The organism is Bacillus sp. FSL R7-0685, assembly GCF_038002425.1.
GTDB classification, from domain to species: domain Bacteria; phylum Bacillota; class Bacilli; order Bacillales; family Bacillaceae; genus Bacillus; species Bacillus subtilis.
The window spans coordinates 3,689,509-3,714,187 of record NZ_JBBOCN010000001.1 but is presented as its reverse complement, the minus strand read 5'-3'; the positions used below and the strand labels follow the sequence as shown (position 1 = coordinate 3,714,187).

The window sequence follows — 24,679 nt, the reverse complement described above, 5'->3', positions numbered from 1 at the left end:
AAGGACGTGAAATCATGAAAAAGAATGATCTTTCTGCTTTACAGGAAAATTGTTTCTGTTTTTGTGATGAGGAAATTAGCCGGGAAGCGCCGTTTCAAGTGCCGATAGATATCCCTGAGGGCTTCAAGGTTGATTCGGCAGAAGCGTCAGCGGCTGTTACATGGAGTACAGACAATTTGTCCTGTATCAGTGAGCCTTGCTTAATCCAGACTGGGCCGGAACCAGAAGGTATCGGTGTTCGATATGCCGTGAGAGTACAAGGGACCATTACGCTTCTTGTCAGTGTGTCGCCTGTGCGAAATCAATATGGACAAGGAGACGGGGCTGTTTCGGTGATTCATACCGAAGAGATTGATCAAGTTGTTTATTATGCAGCACAGTCTGACCGCTGTCCTGATTTTAGTCAAATGACAGTGGAAGATCTTCTCATTGTACCGCCTTTCTACGGCAGTCCGCTTACGGTGGCCGGGACACTTGTTTTACCGCCATCGCCAGACCCTCAATCATATGTGTTTACTGCCAATACTGGAGACAGCACGGTTTCGGTCATTGATGCAGATTTAAACACTGTTGTAAAAACAATCCCGTTTTCTGCTGTGCCAACTAATCTAGGCGTTACTTTCGATAAAGCATTCACGTATATCCTCCATGGAAATACCAACCTTGTCTCAGTGATTGATAATAAAACATTAACTATCATAAATACCATTACTGTTGGAGGAGGGCCGAGAAAAATCGAATTTGATCCAACAGATGAGTTCGCATACGTGATGGCCGCCGGATCTATATATGTGATTAACACGGCCTCTCAATCGGTCATTGATGTCATTCCGATACCCGGCGCTTTAGACTTTGCTCTTGATCCGAATGGACAGTATGTCTATACCGCTAATGGAAGCAGTTGGTCGGTTGATAAATATGATGTAAATACTGGGCAGTTGGTAGAAAGTATCATAGATTCATTTGAATTTCCCAGTTTAATTGCAACTCCTTACGCTGGAAATTTTGCGTACGTGTTGAATGGTGAGTTGTGGCCGAAAGGTGTAACGGAGATTAGTTTGTCTCCATTAAGCAGGGGAGGGGACTTCAGCCGTTTATTTGAAACGCTGATGACGATTGTATTTTCTCTCGATAGTACTAGAGCTTATTTTCTAGAGCCATATAGTGAACCGTTTCTCATTAATAACTTATATGTAGTTAATACGGCCAGACAGAGGATCATTGCAAACGTGTCTCTCCCCGGCGCCTTTGACCTCGCCGTAACGCCGGACAAACAGTATATTTATGCGGCACAGCCCAACGACAATGCTGTGACCGTGTACCGCACAAGTGATTATACAGCCGTGACGGTGATTCCGGTTGGCGCGGGTCCGTCTGCGATTGCGATGTAGCTATTTTATAGATCAAGCGGTGCTGCGATAAGAGAATCGTTTATAAATAAATGATCCGATTTGCTGAATGGCAGCCAGGATAATCAGAAACAGCAGTTCACTTATAGAGAAACTGAGCATCCACCAAATCCCGGCTGCTGCCAGCACTCCCGCAAACACTTTTCTGAACAGGCTGCCGTGCCGGAAAAGCTGCCGCAAATACGTTCGCATGCAAAACAATAAATACAGGATCAGTAGCATCGCAAGTCCCATTGAAAGGGCAGGGGGCGTATGAAGGCGGAAAGGGACGGCTTTAACGATTTCGAACATGCAGCCGAATATGAAGACTTGGCACAACACGGCAGCCATCACGTATGTTTGGCGGACGTTTTTATAGCTGTCACGCAGCGATTTGACGTCTTCTGCATATCGGCTGCACAAGTTGTGTTGCTGAAAGTCACAGCAGCTTTGATGAGACTGTGTGAGTTTCTGAAAAGCTGCTGTCATGTTTTTCACGGATTGGGTGACATAATGAAGATAGAGAAAAGCAGGCAGCATCAGGAGGGCAGCGGTACAAGCCAGCAGTCCGAGCCGCACAGCATCATTGTTGATCATCTGTACATATTGGGCGGCGGCTTCGGCAACGGCCTGAACCCAGCCGAAGGAATAAGCCGCCATACCTATAAGCAGCAATAAAAGGGTAAAGACAGTGTTTTTTTTCATTGTCTGATCGCCTCTTTCTGAGAAACGTGAATGATCGCTTTGTTAGAAGATGCCATTGCATCAATGAGAGACAAGAAAACCTGCGCATCCATATCTTGAATGATGTGGTACATGTCAAGAAACGAGCAATCGCACCTGTCACACTCGGCTGCCCACTCGAAGCATTTACGCACATAATCGCTGTCATAAATGATCGCGTCTGTCAAAGAGTCCTTGCCGTATTGAAGCCAGGCGGCAACCTGTTCTTTCTTCTGTGTGACATAGTATGAAGCCACATCGATATAAGCTGAAGAATGGGTCCCTTGACTGTGAAGGATCAAGAAACCGCCGTCCTCATATATATAAGTCTCGGCTGACAAGCGATCGATTTCCAGACGGTACGTTTGCTGAATCTCTTGAAAAAATGGTGAATCTAATTGAAATAGAATACGAGCCGCGATATCCCAATAAAGCTTTATCGACAACAGATCGTTTTGCCCGGGAAGTGCGCCGATCTGTAATCCGGTCCAGGTATCTTCCATCCGCTCCTCATCACCCAGCACCATTTTTTGTGAGAGGGCTGGAGGGCATGCCGGGATGATTTTTCTTTCAGCATGATAATCCGGACGCTTTTCCAGCTGGAGGTGAGGAGGCAAAAGCGTTTCTGTATTTTCTGAGCCCCCAATCAAAAACAGTGTCATCCGATGGGCTTGGTAGGCAGCCTTATAGGCTTTTTGTAAATCATTGATGTCCAGCGCCTCAATATCTTCGATTCTGCCTGCGGGGAAAACGGCAGCTGGTGAGGAGGGAGAAAGCATGCTGATCAGCTGATAATGATATGAGAGCTGATGGTTAAGGTGTGCTGTTTGAATTTCGCTTGTAATCACAGCTTTTTCCTGAGCGACAATCTTCTTGTCAAATGAGTGGTTCCATAAAGCATCAAGCAGGATGGGGATCGTTTGTTTGAGCCGATCCGGTAATGAGGTAAACATGAAATTGGTATCGGTGTAGGTAGTGAATGCGTTTAAAAGCGCGCCATGCGCAAAAAAATCACTGTACAGATTGCGGCCGTTATGCCAGAAGAGAAGATGCTCTAAAAAATGCGCTGTGCCATACGGAAGCAGTGTATCACCGGATTCTGCCCGTATACATACATCCCGGCTTCCAAAATCGATTTTTACATTGCACAGCCGCAGGTGGGCGCGGGGGAATTTCAATCTGAATATTTTTAGTCCGCTGTCTGTGTATCTGATATCGGTTCGTTCATCCAGTTGTTGAAAAAAGGCTTTCTTTTCCATCTCTTCATCCCCTTACTACATGAGCTCCGATATAATTGATGGTCGCTATGAATTGCAATACATCACGGCATGTAACCGCTGAGATGCCATCCAGCAAGGCTTCTTTCGTGTAGGAGAAGCGGCGCAGGATCCCCATATAGGCCAATAGACCTTCGGGAGAATCGAATTGCAGCAGCAATTCATTGCGTAAAAACTGCTTTGCCTGTTCTAGTTCCCGCTCATCTGTATGAAAAGCTGAGACAGCTTCCAAAACGCGCGGGGGAATGTCTATCTCATGAAGCTGATCTGTACATATTGAAACAAGCAGCAAATTGTTCATGACATCGTAACGGGTGATAACGTGATAGACTGCCAGATCCTTCTCTCTGAAGTGCTTGAATAAAGCGGAATGGCCGTACTTTCCCAGTAATCCGTCTATTAGCTGTATTTTGATATAATCGCTGGCATCTTTCATCTCTCCGCAGTCAAATCCGAGTGTCAAGACGGAAGGACCTGCAGCGCTGCGTGTCTCTGTTTCAAAAACATGCCGGTTTACGGGTATTCTTCCGGACGTTACAGCGGACGTTTGCGGGGCATGTCCCCGAACATCACATGCTTGTACTTGTCCCAATATGTTCAGCTGTTTTTGCTGGGACACTAAATCAACGATAAAGTCCGTTGCGTCGTGAAACCGTTTAGGATGAATCGCCTTTATCCTGTCTTTCCGGCCAAACATGCCTGTGCCGTACATCGGGTTTCCGAAGACCTCCTCAGCCAAGCGAGCCGCCGAGTAGGAGAAGGGATCAGTGAATTTCTTTTCGATTTTCAGCAGCAGCTCATTCCTGGCCTTTTCAACTGCTTCGAATGAAAGAGAAGAAGGGAAAGACAAGTCTGCAAAAGTTTTCATCAGGGCGTCAACATGAAGATTCCCGTTATATAATGGGTGAATCAAACGGGTCCCGCAGGTTTTCAGCTGCTGATCAAAAAAGAGATTCGCTGAGTACATGAAACGGCTGCCGGCAGCATAACCAAAAGCGTCAATGATTTGCTCCTTCAGGTATGCGGCGGCGCCGTAAAAATAAATTGTTTCTTCCTCAGGTTCCGCCGCGCTTTCGATCGGTTTCAGAAAGCTCGCGGCGATTGAAATAGTTGAAAATTGATGAGTCTTCAGCAGGTTAACTTCCAAGCCGTTCTCTTTTGCTTGTATCAAAGAAACCACCATCCTGTTTTTGCAGGTAATAGACTATGACCAGACCGGCTATCGGAATGACCGCCAAGGATACAGCGGTGCCGGCTAATGTGGCTAAGAATAGGGGAAGACAAAACAGATAAGACCGATATTTTGAGAAACCGCTCCATAGCTGCTGCTCCGTCTGCCAGCTGAAGGAGGGCCTTTTTTCATCCGCAGTTAACCTGATAAAAGCTCCCGCCAGCAGCAACTCAATGCACTGCAAAAAAGTGAGAACTGAAATCGGACGGCCGCTGATGAAACCCACAATCATCACGACAAGGAGAAATCCGCCTGCCAATAGGCCTGAATAAAAGCGATATTTCGCCCAAAACATCGTTTTCCGCTTGATCGGAAGCGTGATGAGCAACATCCGGTCATTTTTTTCAATTGAGTACAAAAGGGCGATCGGCGAGCAGATGAGCAAAAGCGCGGAAATCACGATATAAATCACTTGCTGATTGAAGATGCCGGTGTTCATCATCTGGAACGAAAAGAAGCCGCTGAACGCCGCCATCACCGCGTAATTTAACAGCATCGCTTTAGAAGAGATAAATCGGTTCCATTCTCTTTTGTAAAACGAAAATTCAGATCGCCGCATAAATGAATGCATCTTGCCCTGCTGCGGAGGTGCCTGCAGAAAGACAGGAAAGTCAATGACCACCGCCCACAGGATATGGACCGCGCAAAGCGGAATCGTGGCGGCCGGCATCAAAGCGGCACTGAGGCATACACAGGCGAATATCGCCGCATGCAGCAGAAACATCAAGTTCTTCTTTTTGACGAAGTGGTTGCTTAGCACAACTCCGAAAATAATGGAGTAAACGGTAAAAAACGAAAACCTGCCGAGCCAAAACAATGTTTGCGCCCCTGACAGCGTTCCGTTTCCAAATAAGAACAGCGGTAAAATAAAAAAGAATAAAGTTCTTCTCAAACAGGTATCGACAAACAAAACGACACTCTGGGCGAGCCAAAAGCTCCGTGAAGAAATCGGCAGCAGGCAGCTCAGTTTCATATAAGATTCCTTCCATTGAGATGTCACAGAAAGAAACACCATATATGCGTTCATTAAGAGAAGCGCGAGTATGATATACGTTTTGCGCAACACCGATTCATCAATGCCGGCCTGGCGGATCAGCCCGATTTCAAACACGGCCAGAATGACAAGGCCTGCGGCAATGCGGATGGCGTCCTTTTTCCCTTGCCGGCTGTAAAGCTGTTTGAACAGCAAAGACATGATGGGGATTATGTTATTCATGGCCGATCACCTCGAAAAATTCCCGCCGCAGATCGGTCTCCTCTCCAATCGGAATGACCTTTTGGATCTGTTTGTTGTGAAGAATAGCCGCATAATCACAAAATCTTTGCACGACATCGAGCAGATGAGAAGAAAACAAAATGGTCCCGCCTGCTTCACAGTACTCGCGCATTTTCTGATAAAAGACCTCTATCGATTCCACATCCAAACCGACGAGCGGCTCATCCAAAATAAATAGGGGAGCGCGCAGCATTAAGCCTGTCATCAATACAACTTTTTGCCTGTTCCCCAAGGACAGCTCCGAAATTCTCCTGTTGATGTATTTCGAAAAATGAAAGGCCTCGGCCAAACTGGCAAACTGCTGCTCTGAAAAATCCTTTTGATAAAGCGAATGGACGAAAGACACATAGTCCTTCGCCGTAATTTCTGTAAATAGCAGCGGATAATCGGCGGCGAAGTAACGGTGAGTCTTCAGCTGATCTGATGTTTTCTGCGGCATGCCGGCCTCCGCTTCAATTCCGCACAGTGTAAAGCGTCCGCTGAAATTGCGGTTCACGCCTGTCAGCGTATTAATCAGTGTCGTTTTTCCGGCGCCGTTTACCCCAAGCAACCCGTAAACGGCGCCTTTTTCTAAATGTAAATCCACTTGTTCTAAGATGACGTTGTCCCGTTCATACCAAACGGATACATCGTGTATATCCAAAATGCTCATCGCGAGTCAGCCTTCCGCGCGCGCATCCCGAACAGAATGGCAATGGCAATGAAAATCAGCGTAAACAGATAATCGCTTTTGACAAAATAGACGACTGCGCCGATGACAAAGATAAATGAAAGGATATACAGTAAAATTCTTCTTTGTGCTGGTGACAAATCGTTTCCCTCCTAAATAAGCTGGACCACGTCTTCTAATTGTTCATTTTTCGCCCAAGAGCAAATGTTTTTCCGGTGATATTTGTTAGAGTTCAGCCCTTTTAAGTAACAGCCTCCGCAATAGCCGCTGAACGGGCATTTGTCTTTCATGCAATGTTCGCTGAACCGCGGCGCTTGCGCTTGCCACAGTTTATGGACGAGAGGGGAGTTAAAGATGCTTTCATAGGAATCATGAAAAATATTTCCCAATGAAAATTCCTTTGGAAAGAGGGCGCAAGGACGTACTTCGCCGAACGGGCTGATCACAATGGACTTCCAGCCAGCGCCGCAATTTGCCGCGCGTTTTCTCTCATAAGGAATAATCGGAATCAGATCTTTAAACTCATCAATCACATTTTGCTCGTATTCCATAAACTTGCGGTGCTGCTCGGCGTCTTTCGTTGGATGGACAATATCCCTGCCTCTTCCGAAATCGTCAACCCAATTGTAAGAGAACGCCTTCGCCCCGAGATCCCGAACCTTTTGGGCCATATCGTGGATTTCCCACATGTTTTTTTCGAAGACAGACATAGCGACTCTGACAAATATACCGTGGTCACTCAACAATTTTATCGTTTTACAAGTTTGGGCAAAAGAGCCTTTTCTCCCTCTAAAGGAGTCATGGACCTCGGAATTGACACTATCAAGAGAAATGCCGACGATGATTTTTTGCTTGTAAGTCTTCAAAAGCTCCAGGCTCTCTTTTCGCATGAGTGTTCCGTTTGTTAAGACAGCGACTTTTTTGAACTTTTTACACACATAGTCAAGAATCTCATTGGCGTTTGGATGGACAAAAATTTCTCCGCCTGTGATTTCGCATGTCAATACACCGTTATCAAACAGCATATCAGCCGTTTTTTTGAATTGCTCAATCGACACGGTGCCGAGCGCTTCAGGTGAGCTTTCCAAATAACAGTGGGCGCATTTCAAATTACAGCGGTGCGTCAGTTCAAAGGTGGCGTGCAGGGGCATCGGAAATTCATTGCTTCCGCTCGTGGTGATTGTATGGCGGCTGGCCCGGTTTCCAAGCTGGATCACCTGCTTGTTCTGGAGCATGTTGAGCATGTCGTAATACCAATCTTTATGGTCTTCCGGTGATTCATCATACACTGCACATTGCTCAGCTAAAATCTGCTCAGCTGTTTTTTGGCCATCCATGCGCATGCAGAGCTCGTAAGCCGTTTTGTTGAGATCCAAATACTCAAAGTCAGAAATGGAGACATTATCGCGCAAGTAGTCGATTTCTAACACGCCGCCCTCAGGAAGCTGGTGAACTCTTACACTTTCATTAATAAATGGAAACATCTGCTCTATAAACAAAATACCATCCCCTATACATATGATTCAAATGAAAAACGGTTGTGTATGTATATCCAAGAGGTAGATTTTAGTTAAAAATTGTAATTTACTTAAAAAGGGCATAGTAGAATGACTATGCCCTTTTGGGAGATCCTTACCCCCATAGACCGAATAGACCTGTTGCACCGGCAATTTCAAAATCAGGGATAGGACCGTCCACTAGACAAGCGGCTCCGATCGAGCATGTTGCACAACCTTTGTTTTCTACAATGACAGCTTTTTTCATAATTGAATCCTCCCTTTTTTTGTTTTTCTAGCAGATCTATGTTGTACTTTTATCTTAAAACTATCAAATTACTAATTCAATACATATATTTTGAAAAAAATGTGAAAAGGAAATGATAGATTTCGGAAAAATGTAACATTTCCTAAAGGTAATTAGTGATATGATTTTCTCTTCTATATAAGGAAATGCTTTTTATGAGGTTTATCTTCAAATCTGATGAGCAATGATGGTAAGATAGAAGCAGTTGAAGTTTACAAACCGAATGATTATACTATTCAAGTCAAAGTGGAATGATGAAAAGGACGTGTCAGAATGAAGCAAGAGACACCGATAACACTCCATGTGAAGTCTGTGATCGAGGATGACGGAAACCAAGAAGTCATCGAATTCCGCACCACCGGATTTTACTATGTAAAACAAAATAAAGTGTATCTATTTTATTATGAAGAACACGACTTAGGCAAAGTCAAAACGATTGTGAAAGTAAGCGAAGGCGAAGTCCTGGTCATGAGGTCAGGCGCTGTCAAAATGAATCAGCGTTTCGTAACGGGAGCTTCCACAATTGCTAAATATAAAATGTCATTTGGTGAGCTTGAGCTGAAAACAAGCACAAAATCGATTCAATCTGATCTCGATGAAGAAAAAGGCCGTATCAGCATCGCATATGACATGCATGTCGGAGACGAGCAGGAGCATTTACATAATATGACGATCACGTATGAGGGAGGAACTCACGCATGAACATTGCGGAACAAATGAAGGACGTGCTGAAAGAAGAAATCAAAGCGGCCGTTCTGAAAGCGGGACTGGCTGAAGAAAGCCAGATTCCCAATGTTGTTTTAGAAACACCGAAAGATAAAACACACGGCGACTACTCAACGAATATGGCGATGCAGTTGGCAAGAGTGGCAAAAAAAGCGCCGCGTCAAATCGCTGAAGAGATTGTCGCTCATTTTGATAAAGGAAAGGCTTCGATTGAAAAACTGGATATCGCCGGCCCGGGTTTTATCAATTTCTATATGAACAATCAATATTTAACAAAGCTGATTCCGTCTGTACTGGAAGCAGGGGAAGCATACGGGGAAACGAACATCGGAAACGGTGAACGAGTTCAGGTAGAATTCGTATCAGCGAATCCGACGGGAGACCTTCACCTCGGGCATGCGCGCGGGGCGGCTGTCGGCGATTCCTTGTGCAACGTGCTTTCAAAAGCGGGTTACGATGTAAGCCGCGAATACTACATTAACGATGCGGGAAACCAAATCAACAATCTGGCGCTTTCTGTTGAAGTCCGTTACTTTGAAGCGCTCGGATTGGAAAAACCGATGCCGGAGGATGGCTACCGCGGCGAGGATATCATTGCGATCGGAAAGCGTCTCGCTGAGGAATACGGTGACCGTTTCGTTAACGAAGAGGAAAGTGAACGCCTCGCGTTTTTCCGTGAATACGGCCTGAAATACGAGCTGGACAAGCTTCGCAAGGACTTGGAAAACTTCCGTGTGCCGTTTGATGTGTGGTATTCCGAAACTTCACTGTACCAAAATGGAAAAATCGACACCGCGCTTGAAGCGCTCCGCGAAAAAGGCCATGTCTATGAAGAAGACGGCGCGACTTGGTTCCGTTCCACGACGTTCGGCGATGATAAAGACCGCGTATTGATCAAGAAGGACGGCACGTACACGTACCTGCTTCCTGATATCGCGTATCATAAGGACAAGCTTGACCGCGGCTTTGATAAGCTGATCAACGTTTGGGGCGCCGATCACCACGGCTACATCCCGCGTATGAAAGCGGCAATCGAAGCGCTGGGGTATGAAAAAGGAACGCTTGAAGTAGAAATCATTCAGCTCGTTCACCTTTACAAAAACGGCGAGAAAATGAAAATGAGCAAACGGACCGGTAAAGCCGTAACGATGCGTGACCTGATTGAAGAAGTCGGCTTGGATGCCGTGCGTTACTTCTTTGCAATGCGAAGTGCAGACACCCATATGGATTTTGACTTAGATCTTGCTGTATCAACATCTAACGAAAACCCTGTGTATTATGCACAATACGCGCATGCACGTATTTGCAGCATGCTTCGCCAAGGGGAAGAGCAGGGGCTTAAACCGGCGGCAGATCTTGATTTCAGCCATATTCAATCAGAAAAAGAATACGATCTGCTGAAAACGATCGGCGGCTTCCCAGAGGCAGTGGCGGAAGCAGCGGAAAAACGAATTCCGCACCGTGTCACTAACTATATTTATGATCTGGCTTCTGCTCTGCACAGCTTCTACAACGCAGAGAAAGTCATCGACCCTGAAAATGAAGAGAAAAGCCGCGCGCGCCTGGCTTTAATGAAGGCAACGCAAATTACGCTGAACAATGCGCTTCAGCTGATCGGCGTATCGGCTCCGGAAAAAATGTAATCACGAACAAAAGGACAAAGTCTTCGGGCTTTGTCCTTTTTTTATGAGAAAAACGTGTGATGTAATTCACAATCCTGTTTGCCGAGTTTTTGTATGATAAGACTGATTATTGAATCATTGAAAGGGGCAAGCCAAATGATCAACCGTCAACACATTCAATTATCGTTACAGTCATTAAGCTTGGTGGCAGGGTTTATGGTTTGGGTGCTGATTTCATCACTCATTTCCCAAATCACATTAGATATTCATTTAAGCAAGGGTGAGATTTCTTTAGTGACCGCGATTCCTGTGATCCTCGGGTCGCTTCTCCGCATTCCTTTAGGGTATTTAACGAACAGGTTTGGCGCGCGGCTCATGTTTATGGTCAGCTTCATCCTGCTTTTATTTCCTGTATTTTGGATCAGTATCGCGGATTCTCTGTTTGATTTAATCGCAGGCGGCTTTTTCTTAGGGATCGGGGGAGCGGTGTTTTCCATTGGGGTGACCTCCCTCCCGAAATATTATCCGAAAGAAAAGCACGGTGTCGTCAATGGGATTTACGGTGCAGGAAATATCGGGACAGCCGTTACGACATTTGCAGCGCCGGTTATCGCTCAAGCCGTCGGGTGGAAATCAACCGTGCAGATGTATTTGGTTTTGCTGGCTGTCTTTGCCTTACTGCACGTTTTGTTTGGCGACAGGCATGAGAAGAAGGTCAAAGTTTCTGTTAAGACTCAAATCAAAGCCGTTTACCGAAATCATGTGCTATGGTTTCTGAGCCTGTTTTATTTTATTACGTTCGGTGCCTTTGTCGCCTTCACTATCTATCTGCCGAACTTTCTGGTGGAGCATTTTGGGCTGAATCCTGCAGATGCCGGCTTGCGGACGGCTGGCTTTATTGCGGTTTCTACGCTGCTCAGGCCTGCGGGCGGATTCCTGGCTGATAAAATGAGCCCGCTCCGCATCTTGATGTTTGTTTTTGCCGGGCTTACATTATCAGGCATTATCCTATCGTTCTCGCCGACAATCGGCCTTTATACGTTTGGATCATTAACTGTGGCCGTCTGCTCAGGCGTAGGAAATGGGACTGTTTTTAAACTGGTGCCTTTCTATTTTTCGAAGCAAGCGGGGATTGCCAATGGGATTGTGTCTGCCATGGGCGGATTAGGCGGCTTTTTTCCTCCGCTCATATTGGCGAGTGTGTTTCAGGCAACAGGCCAGTACGCGATCGGGTTTATGGCGCTTTCAGAGGTGGCGTTAGCCAGTTTTGTCCTTGTCATATGGATGTATTGGCAGGAAAGAATGAAAACACACACGGAGAGAAACAGCCAGAGCATCAACTAACACTGGGCATTCACAAGATTGTTAGTTTTTTCTCGATGGGTACAAATCAATTCACGTTACAATAAACACACAACGTGACTTTCTTCGAGGTGAGCTCATGAATTTTCTCTCTGTTCGACCATCTGATAGTGATCTTATATCCAGCGATCTGCATGAATTGCTGGAATCGATCAGCACGAAAAGAAAAATGGAAAAACACACGTATTTGTTTCGAGAAGGAATGGATGCAGAAGAGCTTTATCTGATTCAATCAGGACTCATTGAAATCGGCAAGCTGACATCTGACGGAAAAGACCTGACGCTTAGAATCTGCCAAAAGCATGATATCGTCGGAGAATTAACACTTTTCACTGAAGAACCAAGGTATATGCTCAGTGCAAAAGTGCTAGAGGATGGCGAGGTGCTCGTCATTAATAAAAATAAACTGGAAAAAGAATTAATCCAAAACGGCGCTTTGACATTTGAGTTCATGAAATGGATGAGCACGCACCTCCGGAAGATTCAGTCCAAAATCAGGGATCTGCTTCTTCATGGCAAAAAGGGGGCGCTCTATTCTACCCTTATCCGCTTATCAAACAGCTACGGAGTGGAGCGAAGCGACGGCATTCTGATTAACATTGTCCTGACAAATCAGGATTTGGCAAAGTTTTGTGCGGCTGCACGGGAAAGCATCAACCGTATGCTGGGAGATCTCCGCAAAAAAGGGGTTATTTCGATAGACGAATCCGGAAAAATTATTTTGCACAAGCGGGACTATTTACGATGTGAGATTGAGTGTGAAAATTGCCCGCTGGAGATTTGCAATATTGACTGAAAAAAACAAGGACAGCGGTGTCCTTGTTTTTTTACCTTGTGATAAACAGGCACATGACGGCAAGAAAGAAGCAGGCATTCACGATTTCCAGAATGCCAATCGTTTTTACGGGCCAATCCCTTCCATGAAAAAACCATGCCCGCAAGCTGCTCGGGATAAAAGCGAGAAACGCCCATCCTGCTCCGAAAAGAGCGGATAAAAAGGGGAGCAGCAGGTGATATCCCCATGACCAGTATGCAAATGCCCTGTTTTTTCTCTCGCGGATCACCGATTTCACATAAAAGGAACTCCCGATAAAAAATAAAGCAGACTGCAAGAAAATAAACCAAGCCCAGCCGTCAAGGGTTCCCATCCCCAGCCAGCAGCTCGCAAACCCGCCCGAACAAAAGAACAAGACACCTGCAACATCATTCAATAAGGCTCGTTCGTTTTTTCTGCGGGCAAAATACATATGTATGAGAAACAGCGGCAGTAAAGAAACGCCCACCCAGATGAGAGGCGGCTTATGAAAGACCGAGATCATCAAAAAGCAGCAGGCGGGAAAACCGTAATAACACATCCACTTTTGATATGGTTTGCTTTGTTTCTTTTTTAAGGCAAGCGTAACGGGATAAACCGCTAAGTATAGGAAAAGCCAACCAAGGAAGAGCGGAATATGCCAAATAACGGGGCCTCCCTTGACCATGCCGAGTAAAAATGGGATCAGCAGCATCGCCCACGCCCCGTGCTGCTTCGGAATCAGCGCCTTCATCGAAATCCTCCTTTTTTCTTTCATTATAAATGCATTCACCCTCCTGATAAGTGACATTCATCATACAGGCTGTGAAATACATCACTGCTGTACAGGCTCAGTCGAGCTACACTAAAGCTATCCTTAGCACAGGAGGTTTTCCTATGAATCAGTGTGACTATTTATTATTTCTGAAACAACTTCCTATGTTTAATGAAGTGCCTCTATCCATTGTCGAAACCTTGCTGAAAAACGGCACGTTTATCCGCGGTTCATGTGATCAGTCTCCATCTTTTCTTCATTCTCAATCTGTTTATATTGTATTAAAAGGCAGTGTCCGTTTTATGGACACAAGGCTCCCTGAAGGGTCGAAAACCGTTGCGCTGTGGGAAAAAGGCGATGTGTTTCCGATTGATGAAAAAGGCGGGCTTTATTTATCGCCCTTTATCTCAGTCAATGCCACTTCAGACATTCTGATTCTCAACATCCCATATTACATATTTAAGAAAATGATGTCTTATCATCCGCAGCTGCAAATGAACTTTTTGGCTATGCTTCAGCAAAATGTTTTTTGTTCCTATCAATTATTTTTGCGGTATTTGCATACATCACAGGATGAAAACGCTGAGCCCGGTTCTTAAATAGAGCCGGTTTTTTTTGATCTTTGAATGAAAGGCAGCTAATGACCCAAGCGTTCTGCCTGAACGCAGCCTTCCTCACATCCTGTGAAAAGCCTTCCTTCTCCTTTGTGTGAACATTTTGTGAAAAAAGCAGAGTGTGTGACATAGTTCACAAGGAAACACGCTGTCTCTGTTTATAGTGAACTTAGCATCACCTGACTCGGAAGGAGTGAACTCTCATGAAGAAAAAGAAAAGGAGTCCGTTGTTTAGGAGATTGAATTATTTCTCTCCTATCGAACACCATTCAAATAAACATAGCCAAACCACCCGCGAAGATCGCGATTGGGAGAATGTATACAGAAACAGATGGCAGTACGACAAAGTCGTTCGCTCCACCCACGGCGTTAACTGTACAGGGTCTTGCAGCTGGAATATTTATGTGAAAAACGGAATTGTCACGTGGGAAGGGCAAAATTTGAATTATCCTTCAACAGGCCCGGATATGCCTGATTTTGAACCGAGAGGCTGCCCGCGGGGGGCCAGTTTTTCATGGTATATCTACAGCCCGCTGCGTGTGAAATATCCATACGTGCGCGGTGTACTGATTAATTTATGGCGGGAGGCACTGCAAGAACATCAAAATCCATTGGAAGCCTGGAAATCGATCGTCGAAAACCCTGAAAAAGCGAAGTCCTATAAACAGGCGAGAGGGAAAGGCGGTTTTGTGCGCGCTGAATGGCCGGAGGTGCTGAAGCTGATTTCAGCCTCTCTGCTGTATACAGTGATGAAATACGGGCCTGACAGAAACGTCGGTTTTTCTCCGATTCCGGCCATGTCCATGATCAGCCATGCATCAGGCTCCCGGTTTATGTCGTTAATCGGAGGCCCTATGCTCAGTTTTTATGACTGGTATGCGGATCTTCCTCCGGCATCCCCGCAAATTTGGGGTGACCAGACGGACGTTCCGGAAAGCAGTGATTGGTACAATTCCGGCTATATCATCACATGGGGCTCCAACGTTCCGTTAACGAGAACGCCTGACGCGCATTTTTTGGCGGAGGCCCGCTATAAAGGCGCTAAGGTCATTTCGATCAGTCCGGATTTTGCGGAATCCTCAAAGTTCGCGGATGACTGGCTGAGTATTCGCCAAGGGACTGACGGGGCGCTTGCGATGGCGATGGGTCACGTCATTCTGCAGGAATTTTACGTGAACCAAGAAACTGAACGTTTTATTGAGTACGCGAAGCAATACACTGATTTTCCATTTCTCGTCACCCTGTCAAAAGAAAATGGCGTATACACAGCGGGACGGTTTCTGCATGCGAAGGACATCGGGCGGAAGACAAAGCATGATCAGTGGAAGCCTGCGGTTTGGGATGAACAGACAAGTTCATTTGCCATACCCCAAGGGACAATGGGCTCGCGCTGGGACGGGCAGCAGAAATGGAACCTGCACATGATTGATGAAGAAACCGGGGAACCGATTGAACCCCGTCTCTCTGTGCTCGGAATAGAGGATGAAATCGGCACGGTGCGCATTCCTTATTTTTCAAATGACGGAAACAAAGTGCTCGAGCGGGATCTTCCTATTAAAAAAATGAACCTGAACGGTGAAGAGACGTACGTCACGACCGTGTTTGACTTGATACTGGCTAACTACGGCGTAAATCGGGGCATCGGCGAACAACAAGCTGTCTCCTATGATGATCCTGAGCCGTTTACGCCTGCCTGGCAGGAACAAATGACAGGAATCAAAAAAGAAGCTGTCGTTAAGATTGCCAGAGAGTTTGCTCAAAATGCGATCGATACAGACGGCCGGTCTATGATTATCGTAGGAGCCGGCATTAACCACTGGTTCAACTCCGACACGATCTACCGAGCAGTGTTAAATCTTGTTTTGCTTGTAGGCGCCCAAGGCGTAAATGGCGGAGGCTGGGCCCATTACGTCGGGCAGGAAAAGCTCCGACCTGCTGAAGGATGGCAGACGATTGCAACTGCAAAGGACTGGGAGGGCGTGCCCAAGCTGCAAAACGGCACTTCATTTTTCTACTTTGCGACAGATCAGTGGCGTTATGAGGACCAGCCGATCAGTGATTTGGCATCACCGATTGCTGCGTCATCCCGCTACAAGCACCACGCTGATTACAATGTGCTGGCGGCGCGGCTAGGGTGGCTTCCGTCTTACCCGACTTTCAATCAAAATGGCATCGATCTGTATAAAGAAGCTGAAAAAGCAGGGGCAGCAACACCTGAAGACGTAGGTGCGTACGTGGCCTCACAGCTCCAAGAGAAAAAACTGAAATTCGCGATTGAAGATCCTGACAATGAAGTGAATTTCCCAAGGAATCTCTTTGTATGGCGGGCAAATCTGATCTCAAGCTCAGGAAAAGGGCATGAATATTTTCTCAAGCATTTGCTGGGGACAACGAACGGTTTAATGAATGACGACAGCGACAGCATCCGCCCAGAAGAAATCAAATGGCGGGAGCAGGCGCCGGAAGGAAAGCTCGACTTATTAATCAATCTTGATTTTCGAATGGCGGGTACGGCGCTGTATTCCGATATCGTGCTGCCGGCGGCGACATGGTATGAAAAACACGATCTCAGCAGCACAGATATGCATCCGTTCATTCATCCATTTGCTCCGGCGATCTCAGCTCCGTGGGAATCGAAGTCAGACTGGGATATTTTCAAGGCGCTGTCAAAAGCCGTTTCCGATCTGGCAGAAGAAGTCAATATGGAGCCGGTGAAAGAAGTGGTTGCGACGCCGCTCCTCCACGACACCATGCAGGAATTGGCCCAGCCATTCGGCAAAATCAATGACTGGAGCAAGGGCGAATGTGAAGCCATTCCGGGAAAAACGATGCCGAACATCCAAGTCGTTGAACGGGATTACAAACACATTTTTCATAAAATGACCGCACTCGGTCCTAACGCTGCTTTAAAGCCGAGCGGAACAAAAGGGATGAGCTGGTCAATAGCCGATGAATATGAATCACTCAAAAAGAGACTGGGAGAAATCACCTCAGACAGCGTGGCAAAGGGATGTCCAAATATAAGTGAAGCAAAGCAGGCGGCAGAAGCGGTTTTAACCCTATCATCCACTTCGAATGGAAAGGTCGCCGTAAAAGCATGGGAATCACTTGAAAACATCACAAACCTGAAGCTGAAAGACCTGGCGGAAGAGCGCGAGGAAGAATGCTTTACGTTCGAACAAATTACAGCCCAGCCGAAAACGGTGATCACGTCTCCGGCATTTACCGGCTCTGAAAAAGGAGGCCGCAGGTATTCGCCGTTTACGACGAATGTTGAAAAATTAATCCCGTGGCGGACACTGACAGGCAGACAATCCTATTATGTCGATCATGAACTGATGATGGAATTCGGTGAAACGATGGCGACATTTAAACCGATCCTCCAGCACCGCCCGTTTCTAAGCAAGCGGCCTGATCAAGAGGGAAAAGAAATCGTCCTCAATTATTTGACGCCGCATAATAAATGGTCTGTCCACAGCATGTATTTTGATTCTCTGCCGATGCTGACGCTGTTCCGCGGCGGGCCGACCGTGTGGATGAATAAAGATGATGCAGAGGACACGGATATCAAAGACAACGATTGGATTGAATGCTTCAACCGAAACGGTGTTGTCGTCGCAAGAGCGGTTTTGTCTCATCGGATTCCTAAAGGAATGGCGTTTATGCACCATGCCCAGGACCGCCACATCAACGTGCCAGGCACAAAGCTGACGAATAACCGCGGAGGCACCCATAACAGCCCGACAAGGATTCACGTCAAGCCGACACAGATGATCGGTGGCTACGCCCAGCTCAGCTACGGCTTTAATTATTACGGTCCAACGGGGAATCAGCGCGACCTGAACGTCGTCATCCGCAAGCTGAAGGAGGTCGATTGGCTTGAAGATTAAAGCGCAAATCGGTATGGTCATGAACTTGGATAAATGCATCGGCTGCCACACGTGCAGCGTCACTTGCAAAAACACGTGGACAAACCGTTCCGGTGCGGAATATATGTACTTCAATAATGTAGAAACAAAGCCGGGCATCGGCTACCCGAAGCAATGGGAGGACCAGGACAAATATAAAGGCGGCTGGACATTGAAAAAAGGAAAGCTCGAGCTGAAATCGGGCTCGAAAACCAATCGGCTTGCAGGCCTTTTCTATAATCCGAATCAGCCGTCAATTGATGATTACTATGAACCTTGGAACTATGATTATGAAACATTAACGAACAGCCCGCAGAAAAAACACCAGCCGGTAGCACGCCCGAAATCGTCCTTGACGGGGGATTTCATGAATATCGAATGGGGACCGAACTGGGAGGACGATCTCGCAGGCGGCCACATTACGGGACTTGAAGATCCCAACGTACAAAAGATGGAGGAATCGATCAAAACAGAATTCGATGACGTCTTTATGATGTATTTGCCCCGTATTTGCGAGCACTGCATCAACCCGGCATGCGTCTCATCCTGTCCATCCGGCGCCATGTACAAACGCGAGGAGGACGGCATTGTGCTTGTGGATCAAAACGCATGCCGTTCATGGAGATATTGCGTCTCATCCTGTCCTTATAAAAAAGTCTATTTTAACTGGCAAACGAACAAAGCGGAAAAATGCACACTCTGCTTTCCGCGTTTGGAGGCGGGACTGCCAACCATCTGCTCTGAGACGTGTGTTGGCAGAATCCGCTACCTCGGCGTCATGCTGTATGACGCGGACAAAGTGGAGGAAGCGGCATCTGTTGAAAATGAAAAGGATCTCTACCATTCCCAATTGGACGTTTTTCTTGATCCGAATGATCCTGAGGTTGCCAAACTGGCAAAAGAACAAGGCATTCCGGCTGAATGGATAGAGGCTGCGCAGCAATCGCCGATTTATAAAATGATCATTGACTGGAAGATTGCGCTGCCGCTTCATCCTGAGTACCGCACCCTGCCAATGGTGTGGTACATTCCGCCGCTCAGCCCGATTATGAATCTCTTTGAAGGAAAAGGCAGCCGGCAATCCGCGGAAGATATTTTTCCGGCTATCGACCAAATGAGAATCCCGATAGATTATTTGGCGCAGCTGTTAACAGCCGGTGATACGGATCATATTCGGTCAACGTTGAAGAAAATGTCTGTCATGCGCCAGTATATGAGAGCGATCCAGACGAATAAATCAATCGACCCGGAACTGATCTCCAGTGTCGGCTTAACAGAACAGCAAATTGAAGATATGTATCGGCTGCTTGCGATTGCCAAATATGATGACCGCTTTGTGATACCGAGCAGTCATCGAGAAGAAGTTTCAGATTTATATGCTGAACAAGGGAGCTGCGGCTTATCATTTTCAGGCGGCCCCGGCTCCTGTTTCTAACTTTTGATAAATGAGGTGTAACAAGATGAACACCACAGACCGGCAAATGACGTTCTCCGCTCTTTCCACTCTTCTCTCTTATCCGGATGAAGAGTGGAGAGCCGAGATTCCCGATTGGAAGGCTCTTATCCATGAAATCAGCAACCGGCAAATCCGGGAGAAGCTGCTGCACTTTTTCGAAGCGTCAGCCAGCTTTTCACCGGAAGCGCTGATTGAACACTATGTCTATACATTCGACTTTGGGAAAAAAACAAATATGTATGTCACCTACTTTAACTCGGGCGAGCAAAGGGAACGCGGCGTTGAATTGCTGCATTTAAAAAACACATACGAGCAATCCGGTTTCCTGCCGACAGAGAAAGAGCTGCCTGATTATCTGCCGCTGATGCTGGAATTTGCTGCGGCTGCAGAAATTGAAGCAGCGAGAAGCGTGTTTGAGAAATATCTGTCCAATGTGAGGGAGCTGGCATCCCGTCTCGAAAAAAATGACAGTATATACGCTGAACTGCTGCACGTGCTGCTGGCCGCGCTTGAAAACATCGGCGTACGTGAAAGCGTTGAAGGGGCTGTTCAGGCATGAGCGGGCAGATCCTCTGGGGTATTATGCCATACATTGTATTGACAATCTTTATCGGCGGCCATATTTACCGCTACCAGCATGACCAATTTGGCTGGACGGCGAAATCAAGCGAGCTGTTAGAAAAGAAAAAACTTGCGGCGGGCAGCACACTTTTTCACTGGGGACTGCTGTGCGTTGTCGGCGGGCATGTCATGGGGATTCTGATCCCGGAAGGCGTGTATGCTTCCCTTGGCATTTCAGAGCATATGTATCACAAAATGGCGATTGGCGCTGGATTGCCGGCGGGCATTGCGGCATGTACCGGACTTGTCATCCTGACGTACAGAAGGCTGTTTGACAAAAGAATCCGCAAAACGAGCTCGCCATCCGATATCCTTACGCTCCTCCTGCTGCTGTTCATGATGCTGTCAGGCGTTGCGGCCACGTTTCTCAACATTGATTCGAAAGGATTTGATTACCGGACCACAGTCGGGCCCTGGTTCAGGGAAATCGTTTTGTTCAGGCCTGACGCCTCTTTGATGGAGAGTGTCCCGCTATGGTTTAAGTTTCATATTGTGATAGGATACGTCGTTTTTATCCTGTGGCCGTTTACAAGATTGGTTCATGTGTTCAGTCTGCCGCTCAAGTATCTGACCCGCAGCTACGTTGTATATCGGAAACGCTCGTGAAAATCCCCCTTGCAAGAGGGGGTTTTTTCTGCCAAGGTAATGGCTGGGCGGCCGGGAATCCTGTTGTGTTTGTATTTGGAAATAACATCAAGAATAAAACGGATTTTACTCATTTTAAACCGGCGGAACAGCAGATTATGACTCAGCCTGACTAACTCCTTATTTTCTTTCTGATCAATATCCCGTTTTATGTATTTTCTCTCATCAGAATGGGTATCAAATTTACTCTATCCACCGTATTTGCAGTCACAGCGCCGCCTCTTTTTCGGCGCGTGCCGGAGTGCTGAGCGGGTTCGGCCTGCCGTTCATGTTGTAGCATCAGGCTTCACTCGGCGTTGCCAATAGTCTTGCTTTATTTCTGCAGAAACGATGCGGATGAACCCCTTGACAATTAGTTTTCTCTAAACCTCTCCTCCTTTGGCGGAGAGGTTTTTTACTTACAAGGTTTATCGATTAGAAAAAAGAGGTAATACAGAGGTAATTGAATCAGATTGGAGAGAATCAGGATGCTGAAAAGGAGACTGGAATTTTTCTTTTTATATATGATGCTCATCGGGGCATATGTCATTTGGTTTTTTCCGGTTTCCAGGCTTGAGTTTTACGGAGGATTGCTTTGCTATATAAGCATTATTTTGTTCAGCATCTATTCATTAATTCTTGAAAACCGCACCTCGCAGCACACGCTGCTATGGATCCATATTCTTGTCTTTTTTCCAATCGCCGGCTACGTGTTTTATCTGTTTTCGGGACAGCTTTATGTAAAGGGAAAGCTGTTTAAGACAAAACGAATGTACAACAGGGAAAAGCTCAGGAAGCTGTTTGACAAGGAGGAAACGCCCGAAGTGACAGGGCTGAAGGACAATCAAGAGAGGTTCTTTACCTATTCCATCAGGGCTGCCCATATGAATATCAATACGAAAAGCAACATCAAAGTGCTGAAAAACGGCGAAGAAACCTTCCCGGACATTTTCAAAGCAATGAGAAAAGCGGAATCTTACATACATATTGAATACTACATGTTTAAATCAGACATGCTCGGACGCGGCATGATGGATATTATGATGGAGAAAGCGGGCCAGGGTGTCGAGGTGAGGTTTTTATACGATGCGGCAGGAAGCATGAAGCTGGCAAGAAGAGATATTATGAGAATGAAACAAGCGGGGGTGGACATCGTCCCGTTTTCTCCGCTGAAATACGGGTTTTTCAACCAGAAGCTGAATTTCAGAAATCACCGGAAAATCGTGATCATCGATGGGAAAACCGGTTTTGTGGGTGGATTAAATGTTGGGAAGGAATATATCAGCAGAGATCCGTACATCGGATTTTGGAGAGATACACACCTGCGGCTTGAGGGGGAAATTGTGCAAACGCTCCACGCTATCTTTATGCTGGATTGGGAATACGTCTCCAATGAAGTGTTAATTGATCAAGAGGAGTACAATACCCCGGTTCCCGTGGAAGGAGGAGGCATTTATCAAATTGTCGCGACAGGCCCTGACATGAAGGAAAGCATGAGCGACCTTTATTATGAAATGATTTCTTCAGCGCAGAAATCAATATGGATCGCAACGCCCTATTTTGTCCCCAATGAATCCATTCGCACGGCGCTAAAAGCAGCGGCGACAAAGGGGGTAGAGGTAAGGGTTATGGTGCCGGAGAAGAACGACAGCTTTTTGACCCAATACGCGTCGAGGTCCTATTTCCCGGAGCTGCTCCTTGAGGGCATTGAAGTGTACTCCTACCAAAAAGGCTTCATGCATCAAAAAGTCATGATCATTGATGGCGATCTCGCCTCCGTCGGCACCGCGAATATGGATATGCGCAGCTTTCAGCTCAACTTTGAAGTGAATGTGTTCTTCACGGATGCCGAAGCGATCCGAACCCTTGAGGCCCATTTTGAAGAAGATATGCAGGAAAGTGAAAAGCTCAGCCCTGTCGGCTTTTATAAAAGAGGCGTGGCTGACCGGACAAAAGAGTCATTTGCCCGCCTGTTTTCAGGTGTTCTGTAAGAAAAAAGAAATCTGATCTTTCAAAACAGCCCGTGTATAGTATAATTGAGAAATATTATCAGTTATTTATACATTGGGGGAAGATAGGGTGCTGCGGCAATTTTTTTCATATTATAAACCATATAAAACGTTGTTCTTTCTCGACTTTTTCTCAGCGATCGCGGGAGGTTTAATGGAGCTGAGTTTTCCTTTGATCGTCAATTATTTTATTGATACCTTGCTGCCGGGCAGGGACTGGGGGCTGATCATCGCGACCTCAATCGGGTTATTTGCGGTGTACGCGCTCAGCTCGGCTCTTCAGTATATCGTGACCTACTGGGGACACATGCTTGGTATCAATATTGAGACTGATATGAGAAAGTCGCTTTTTGACCATTTGCAAAAGCTCTCGTTCAAATTTTACGACAACAACAAGACGGGAACGCTGATGTCGAAGCTCACGAACGATTTAATGTATATCGGTGAAGTCGCCCATCACGGTCCGGAAGACTTATTCATTGCGGTCATGACCATTCTCGGGGCGTTCGGAGTGATGCTGTTTATTAACTGGCAGCTTGCTTTATTAACGTTTATCATTATGCCGATCGTCATTTGGCTAGCGCTTTATTTCAACAAAAAAATGACCAAAGCATTTACCACGCTGAACAAGGATATCGGAGACTTCAGCGCGCGTGTAGAAAATAACATCGGCGGCATCCGGCTTGTGCAGGCGTTCGGAAATGAAGCGTTTGAAAAAGAACGCTTCGCCGTCAACAACCAGCGTTTTCGTGTCACAAAGCTTTCTTCCTACAAAATCATGGCGAAAAACGGGTCAATCAGCTATATGCTGACCCGGTTTGTCACGCTGTTTGTCCTTTTGTGCGGGACGTGGTTTGTCATTCGCGGCTCCTTATCGTACGGGGAATTTGTGGCGTTTGTGCTCCTGACAAATGTGCTGTTCAGGCCTATTGACAAAATTAATGCCATTATCGAAATGTATCCGAGGGGGATCGCGGGTTTCAAAAGCTATATGGAGCTCATGGAGACAGAGCCGGACATTCAGGATTCACCTGATGCGAGAGATGTTTCCGGCCTGAAGGGCAATATCCGCTATAAACATGTTTCGTTTGGCTATGATGACCATCACAATGTCCTCAATGACATCAACCTATCCATTCAAGCGGGGGAAACGGTGGCGTTCGTCGGTCCGTCAGGTGCTGGGAAATCAACGCTTTGCAGTCTGCTTCCGCGTTTTTATGAAGCATCGGAGGGCGACATTACGATTGACGGCATCAGTATAAAAGACATGACGCTTTCTTCGTTGCGCGGGCAGATTGGCGTCGTGCAGCAGGACGTTTTCTTATTCTCGGGCACGCTTAGAGAAAATATCGCCTACGGCCGACTAGGCGCATCAGAAGAAGACATTTGGCAAGCTGTGAAGCAGGCGCATCTGGAAGAGCTCGTCCATAACATGCCCGATGGGTTGGATACTATGATTGGCGAACGCGGCGTGAAGCTTTCCGGCGGGCAAAAACAGCGTCTGTCAATTGCAAGGATGTTCTTGAAAAATCCGTCGATCTTGATTCTCGACGAAGCCACCTCAGCCCTTGATACAGAGACGGAAGCGGCGATCCAAAAGGCGCTTCAAGAGTTGTCTGAGGGGCGCACGACGCTTGTCATCGCCCACAGGCTGGCAACAATCAAAGACGCGGACAGAATTGTAGTCGTCACAAACAACGGTATTGAAGAACAAGGCCGTCATCAAGACCTGATCGAAGCCGGAGGCCTATACAGCAGGCTGCATCAAGCGCAATTCGGGCAAATGGTGCATCGATAGGAG

General features: G+C 46.6%; 22 protein-coding genes and 1 pseudogene. 13 read left to right on the top strand and 10 right to left on the bottom strand.

Going from position 1 to position 24,679, the window contains the following annotated elements; translation table 11 throughout:
- Positions 1–14 precede the first annotated feature (14 nt).
- Complete coding sequence (locus tag MKY50_RS19320; RefSeq protein ID WP_167408506.1) at positions 15–1,391, top strand: YncE family protein; 1,377 nt, start codon at positions 15–17, stop codon at positions 1,389–1,391.
- Positions 1,392–1,403: 12 nt separating this feature from the next.
- Here MKY50_RS19320 and albG read toward each other — a convergent pair whose 3' ends face one another.
- From albG to sboA, 9 genes are read right to left on the bottom strand one after another with little or no spacing between them, the layout of a single operon-like run.
- Positions 1,404–2,093, bottom strand: coding sequence for an antilisterial bacteriocin subtilosin biosynthesis protein AlbG (gene albG / locus MKY50_RS19315; RefSeq protein ID WP_167408505.1), 690 nt, complete (start codon positions 2,091–2,093; stop codon positions 1,404–1,406).
- Positions 2,090–3,370, bottom strand: a complete 1,281-nt coding sequence (locus MKY50_RS19310; RefSeq protein ID WP_167408504.1) for a M16 family metallopeptidase — start codon at positions 3,368–3,370, stop codon at positions 2,090–2,092. Before MKY50_RS19310 ends, albG begins: the two co-directional genes overlap by 4 nt.
- Positions 3,371–3,374: 4 nt before the next feature.
- Positions 3,375–4,535 (bottom strand): antilisterial bacteriocin subtilosin biosynthesis protein AlbE, encoded by a 1,161-nt coding sequence (gene albE, locus MKY50_RS19305; protein WP_341117347.1) that lies wholly within the window; start codon positions 4,533–4,535, stop codon positions 3,375–3,377.
- Positions 4,525–5,835: an antilisterial bacteriocin subtilosin biosynthesis protein AlbD gene (gene albD, locus MKY50_RS19300; RefSeq protein WP_029318698.1), complete on the bottom strand. Its 1,311-nt coding sequence runs from the start codon at positions 5,833–5,835 to the stop codon at positions 4,525–4,527. Before albD ends, albE begins: the two co-directional genes overlap by 11 nt.
- Positions 5,828–6,547: an ABC transporter ATP-binding protein gene (locus MKY50_RS19295; protein WP_029318699.1), complete on the bottom strand. Its 720-nt coding sequence runs from the start codon at positions 6,545–6,547 to the stop codon at positions 5,828–5,830. The genes albD and MKY50_RS19295 overlap by 8 nt, the downstream gene beginning before the upstream one ends.
- A complete protein-coding gene (gene albB, locus MKY50_RS19290; protein WP_003222006.1) occupies positions 6,544–6,705 on the bottom strand; it encodes an antilisterial bacteriocin subtilosin biosynthesis protein AlbB in 162 nt (53 codons plus the stop codon). The genes MKY50_RS19295 and albB overlap by 4 nt, the downstream gene beginning before the upstream one ends.
- 12 nt (positions 6,706–6,717) lie before the next feature.
- Positions 6,718–8,064 carry a subtilosin maturase AlbA gene (gene albA / locus MKY50_RS19285; RefSeq protein WP_024573031.1) on the bottom strand — a complete coding sequence of 449 codons (1,347 nt, stop codon included), beginning with the start codon at positions 8,062–8,064 and terminating at the stop codon, positions 6,718–6,720.
- A 24-nt stretch (positions 8,065–8,088) separates the two neighbouring features.
- Positions 8,089–8,241: a bacteriocin-like protein SboX gene (sboX, locus tag MKY50_RS19280; protein ID WP_010886632.1), complete on the bottom strand. Its 153-nt coding sequence runs from the start codon at positions 8,239–8,241 to the stop codon at positions 8,089–8,091.
- Positions 8,198–8,329: a subtilosin A gene (gene sboA / locus MKY50_RS19275; RefSeq protein ID WP_003222002.1), complete on the bottom strand. Its 132-nt coding sequence runs from the start codon at positions 8,327–8,329 to the stop codon at positions 8,198–8,200. The genes sboX and sboA overlap by 44 nt, the downstream gene beginning before the upstream one ends.
- A gap of 312 nt (positions 8,330–8,641) precedes the next feature.
- On the opposite strand from sboA, the gene MKY50_RS19270 reads away from it, so the two are divergent.
- The 4 genes from MKY50_RS19270 to fnr all read left to right on the top strand — a co-directional run bounded on the left by MKY50_RS19270 (position 8,642) and on the right by fnr (position 12,874).
- Positions 8,642–9,070: a DUF1934 domain-containing protein gene (locus MKY50_RS19270; RefSeq protein ID WP_167408503.1), complete on the top strand. Its 429-nt coding sequence runs from the start codon at positions 8,642–8,644 to the stop codon at positions 9,068–9,070.
- Positions 9,067–10,737, top strand: coding sequence for an arginine--tRNA ligase (argS, locus tag MKY50_RS19265; RefSeq protein WP_015250994.1), 1,671 nt, complete (start codon positions 9,067–9,069; stop codon positions 10,735–10,737). Before MKY50_RS19270 ends, argS begins: the two co-directional genes overlap by 4 nt.
- Positions 10,738–10,872: 135 nt before the next feature.
- Entirely contained in the window at positions 10,873–12,060 is a 1,188-nt protein-coding gene (narK, locus tag MKY50_RS19260; RefSeq protein ID WP_015250995.1) for a nitrate transporter NarK, read from the top strand.
- A gap of 97 nt (positions 12,061–12,157) precedes the next feature.
- Positions 12,158–12,874 (top strand): fumarate/nitrate reduction transcriptional regulator Fnr, encoded by a 717-nt coding sequence (gene fnr / locus MKY50_RS19255; protein ID WP_014481215.1) that lies wholly within the window; start codon positions 12,158–12,160, stop codon positions 12,872–12,874.
- 31 nt (positions 12,875–12,905) lie between these two features.
- Here fnr and MKY50_RS19250 read toward each other — a convergent pair whose 3' ends face one another.
- Positions 12,906–13,625, bottom strand: a complete 720-nt coding sequence (locus MKY50_RS19250; RefSeq protein ID WP_014481214.1) for a YwiC-like family protein — start codon at positions 13,623–13,625, stop codon at positions 12,906–12,908.
- A gap of 143 nt (positions 13,626–13,768) precedes the next feature.
- Here MKY50_RS19250 and arfM point away from each other — a divergent pair, with 143 nt between their 5' ends.
- From arfM to MKY50_RS19210, 8 genes and pseudogenes are all read left to right on the top strand, one after another.
- Complete coding sequence (gene arfM, locus MKY50_RS19245) at positions 13,769–14,245, top strand: Crp/Fnr family transcriptional regulator ArfM (protein WP_003243032.1); 477 nt, start codon at positions 13,769–13,771, stop codon at positions 14,243–14,245.
- A 218-nt stretch (positions 14,246–14,463) separates the two neighbouring features.
- Entirely contained in the window at positions 14,464–18,150 is a 3,687-nt protein-coding gene (locus tag MKY50_RS19240) for a nitrate reductase subunit alpha (RefSeq protein ID WP_041334664.1), read from the top strand.
- Positions 18,140–19,603 carry a nitrate reductase subunit beta gene (narH, locus tag MKY50_RS19235; RefSeq protein ID WP_341117124.1) on the top strand — a complete coding sequence of 488 codons (1,464 nt, stop codon included), beginning with the start codon at positions 18,140–18,142 and terminating at the stop codon, positions 19,601–19,603. The genes MKY50_RS19240 and narH overlap by 11 nt, the downstream gene beginning before the upstream one ends.
- Before the next feature lie 25 nt (positions 19,604–19,628).
- On the top strand, positions 19,629–20,183 hold the full coding sequence (gene narJ / locus MKY50_RS19230) for a nitrate reductase molybdenum cofactor assembly chaperone (RefSeq protein WP_017696266.1): 555 nt from the start codon (positions 19,629–19,631) through the stop codon (positions 20,181–20,183).
- The gene (gene narI / locus MKY50_RS19225; protein ID WP_003242665.1) at positions 20,180–20,851 is read left to right on the top strand and encodes a respiratory nitrate reductase subunit gamma; all 672 of its coding nucleotides are present in this window, start codon (positions 20,180–20,182) and stop codon (positions 20,849–20,851) included. Before narJ ends, narI begins: the two co-directional genes overlap by 4 nt.
- 158 nt (positions 20,852–21,009) lie before the next feature.
- A pseudogene (locus MKY50_RS19220) lies at positions 21,010–21,227 on the top strand (YitT family protein); the annotation flags it as partial.
- Positions 21,228–21,357: 130 nt separating this feature from the next.
- Positions 21,358–22,860, top strand: coding sequence for a cardiolipin synthase (gene cls / locus MKY50_RS19215; protein ID WP_341117122.1), 1,503 nt, complete (start codon positions 21,358–21,360; stop codon positions 22,858–22,860).
- Between the two features lie 88 nt (positions 22,861–22,948).
- Positions 22,949–24,676: an ABC transporter ATP-binding protein gene (locus tag MKY50_RS19210; RefSeq protein WP_003227593.1), complete on the top strand. Its 1,728-nt coding sequence runs from the start codon at positions 22,949–22,951 to the stop codon at positions 24,674–24,676.
- The last annotated feature ends 3 nt before the right edge of the window (positions 24,677–24,679 follow it).

What these genes read in the sequence shown, in the direction of transcription:
- narK (WP_015250995.1), top strand. Translation starts at nt 10,873, where the DNA reads ATGATCAACCGTCAACACATTCAATTATCGTTACAGTCATTAAGCTTG.
- narI (WP_003242665.1), top strand. Translation starts at nt 20,180, where the DNA reads ATGAGCGGGCAGATCCTCTGGGGTATTATGCCATACATTGTATTGACA.
- MKY50_RS19295 (WP_029318699.1), bottom strand. Translation starts at nt 6,547, where the DNA reads ATGAGCATTTTGGATATACACGATGTATCCGTTTGGTATGAACGGGAC.
- narJ (WP_017696266.1), top strand. Translation starts at nt 19,629, where the DNA reads ATGAACACCACAGACCGGCAAATGACGTTCTCCGCTCTTTCCACTCTT.
- arfM (WP_003243032.1), top strand. Translation starts at nt 13,769, where the DNA reads ATGAATCAGTGTGACTATTTATTATTTCTGAAACAACTTCCTATGTTT.
- albG (WP_167408505.1), bottom strand. Translation starts at nt 2,093, where the DNA reads ATGAAAAAAAACACTGTCTTTACCCTTTTATTGCTGCTTATAGGTATG.
- MKY50_RS19320 (WP_167408506.1), top strand. Translation starts at nt 15, where the DNA reads ATGAAAAAGAATGATCTTTCTGCTTTACAGGAAAATTGTTTCTGTTTT.
- cls (WP_341117122.1), top strand. Translation starts at nt 21,358, where the DNA reads ATGCTGAAAAGGAGACTGGAATTTTTCTTTTTATATATGATGCTCATC.
- MKY50_RS19250 (WP_014481214.1), bottom strand. Translation starts at nt 13,625, where the DNA reads ATGAAGGCGCTGATTCCGAAGCAGCACGGGGCGTGGGCGATGCTGCTG.
- MKY50_RS19270 (WP_167408503.1), top strand. Translation starts at nt 8,642, where the DNA reads ATGAAGCAAGAGACACCGATAACACTCCATGTGAAGTCTGTGATCGAG.
- MKY50_RS19240 (WP_041334664.1), top strand. Translation starts at nt 14,464, where the DNA reads ATGAAGAAAAAGAAAAGGAGTCCGTTGTTTAGGAGATTGAATTATTTC.
- fnr (WP_014481215.1), top strand. Translation starts at nt 12,158, where the DNA reads ATGAATTTTCTCTCTGTTCGACCATCTGATAGTGATCTTATATCCAGC.
- MKY50_RS19310 (WP_167408504.1), bottom strand. Translation starts at nt 3,370, where the DNA reads ATGGAAAAGAAAGCCTTTTTTCAACAACTGGATGAACGAACCGATATC.
- sboA (WP_003222002.1), bottom strand. Translation starts at nt 8,329, where the DNA reads ATGAAAAAAGCTGTCATTGTAGAAAACAAAGGTTGTGCAACATGCTCG.
- argS (WP_015250994.1), top strand. Translation starts at nt 9,067, where the DNA reads ATGAACATTGCGGAACAAATGAAGGACGTGCTGAAAGAAGAAATCAAA.
- albD (WP_029318698.1), bottom strand. Translation starts at nt 5,835, where the DNA reads ATGAATAACATAATCCCCATCATGTCTTTGCTGTTCAAACAGCTTTAC.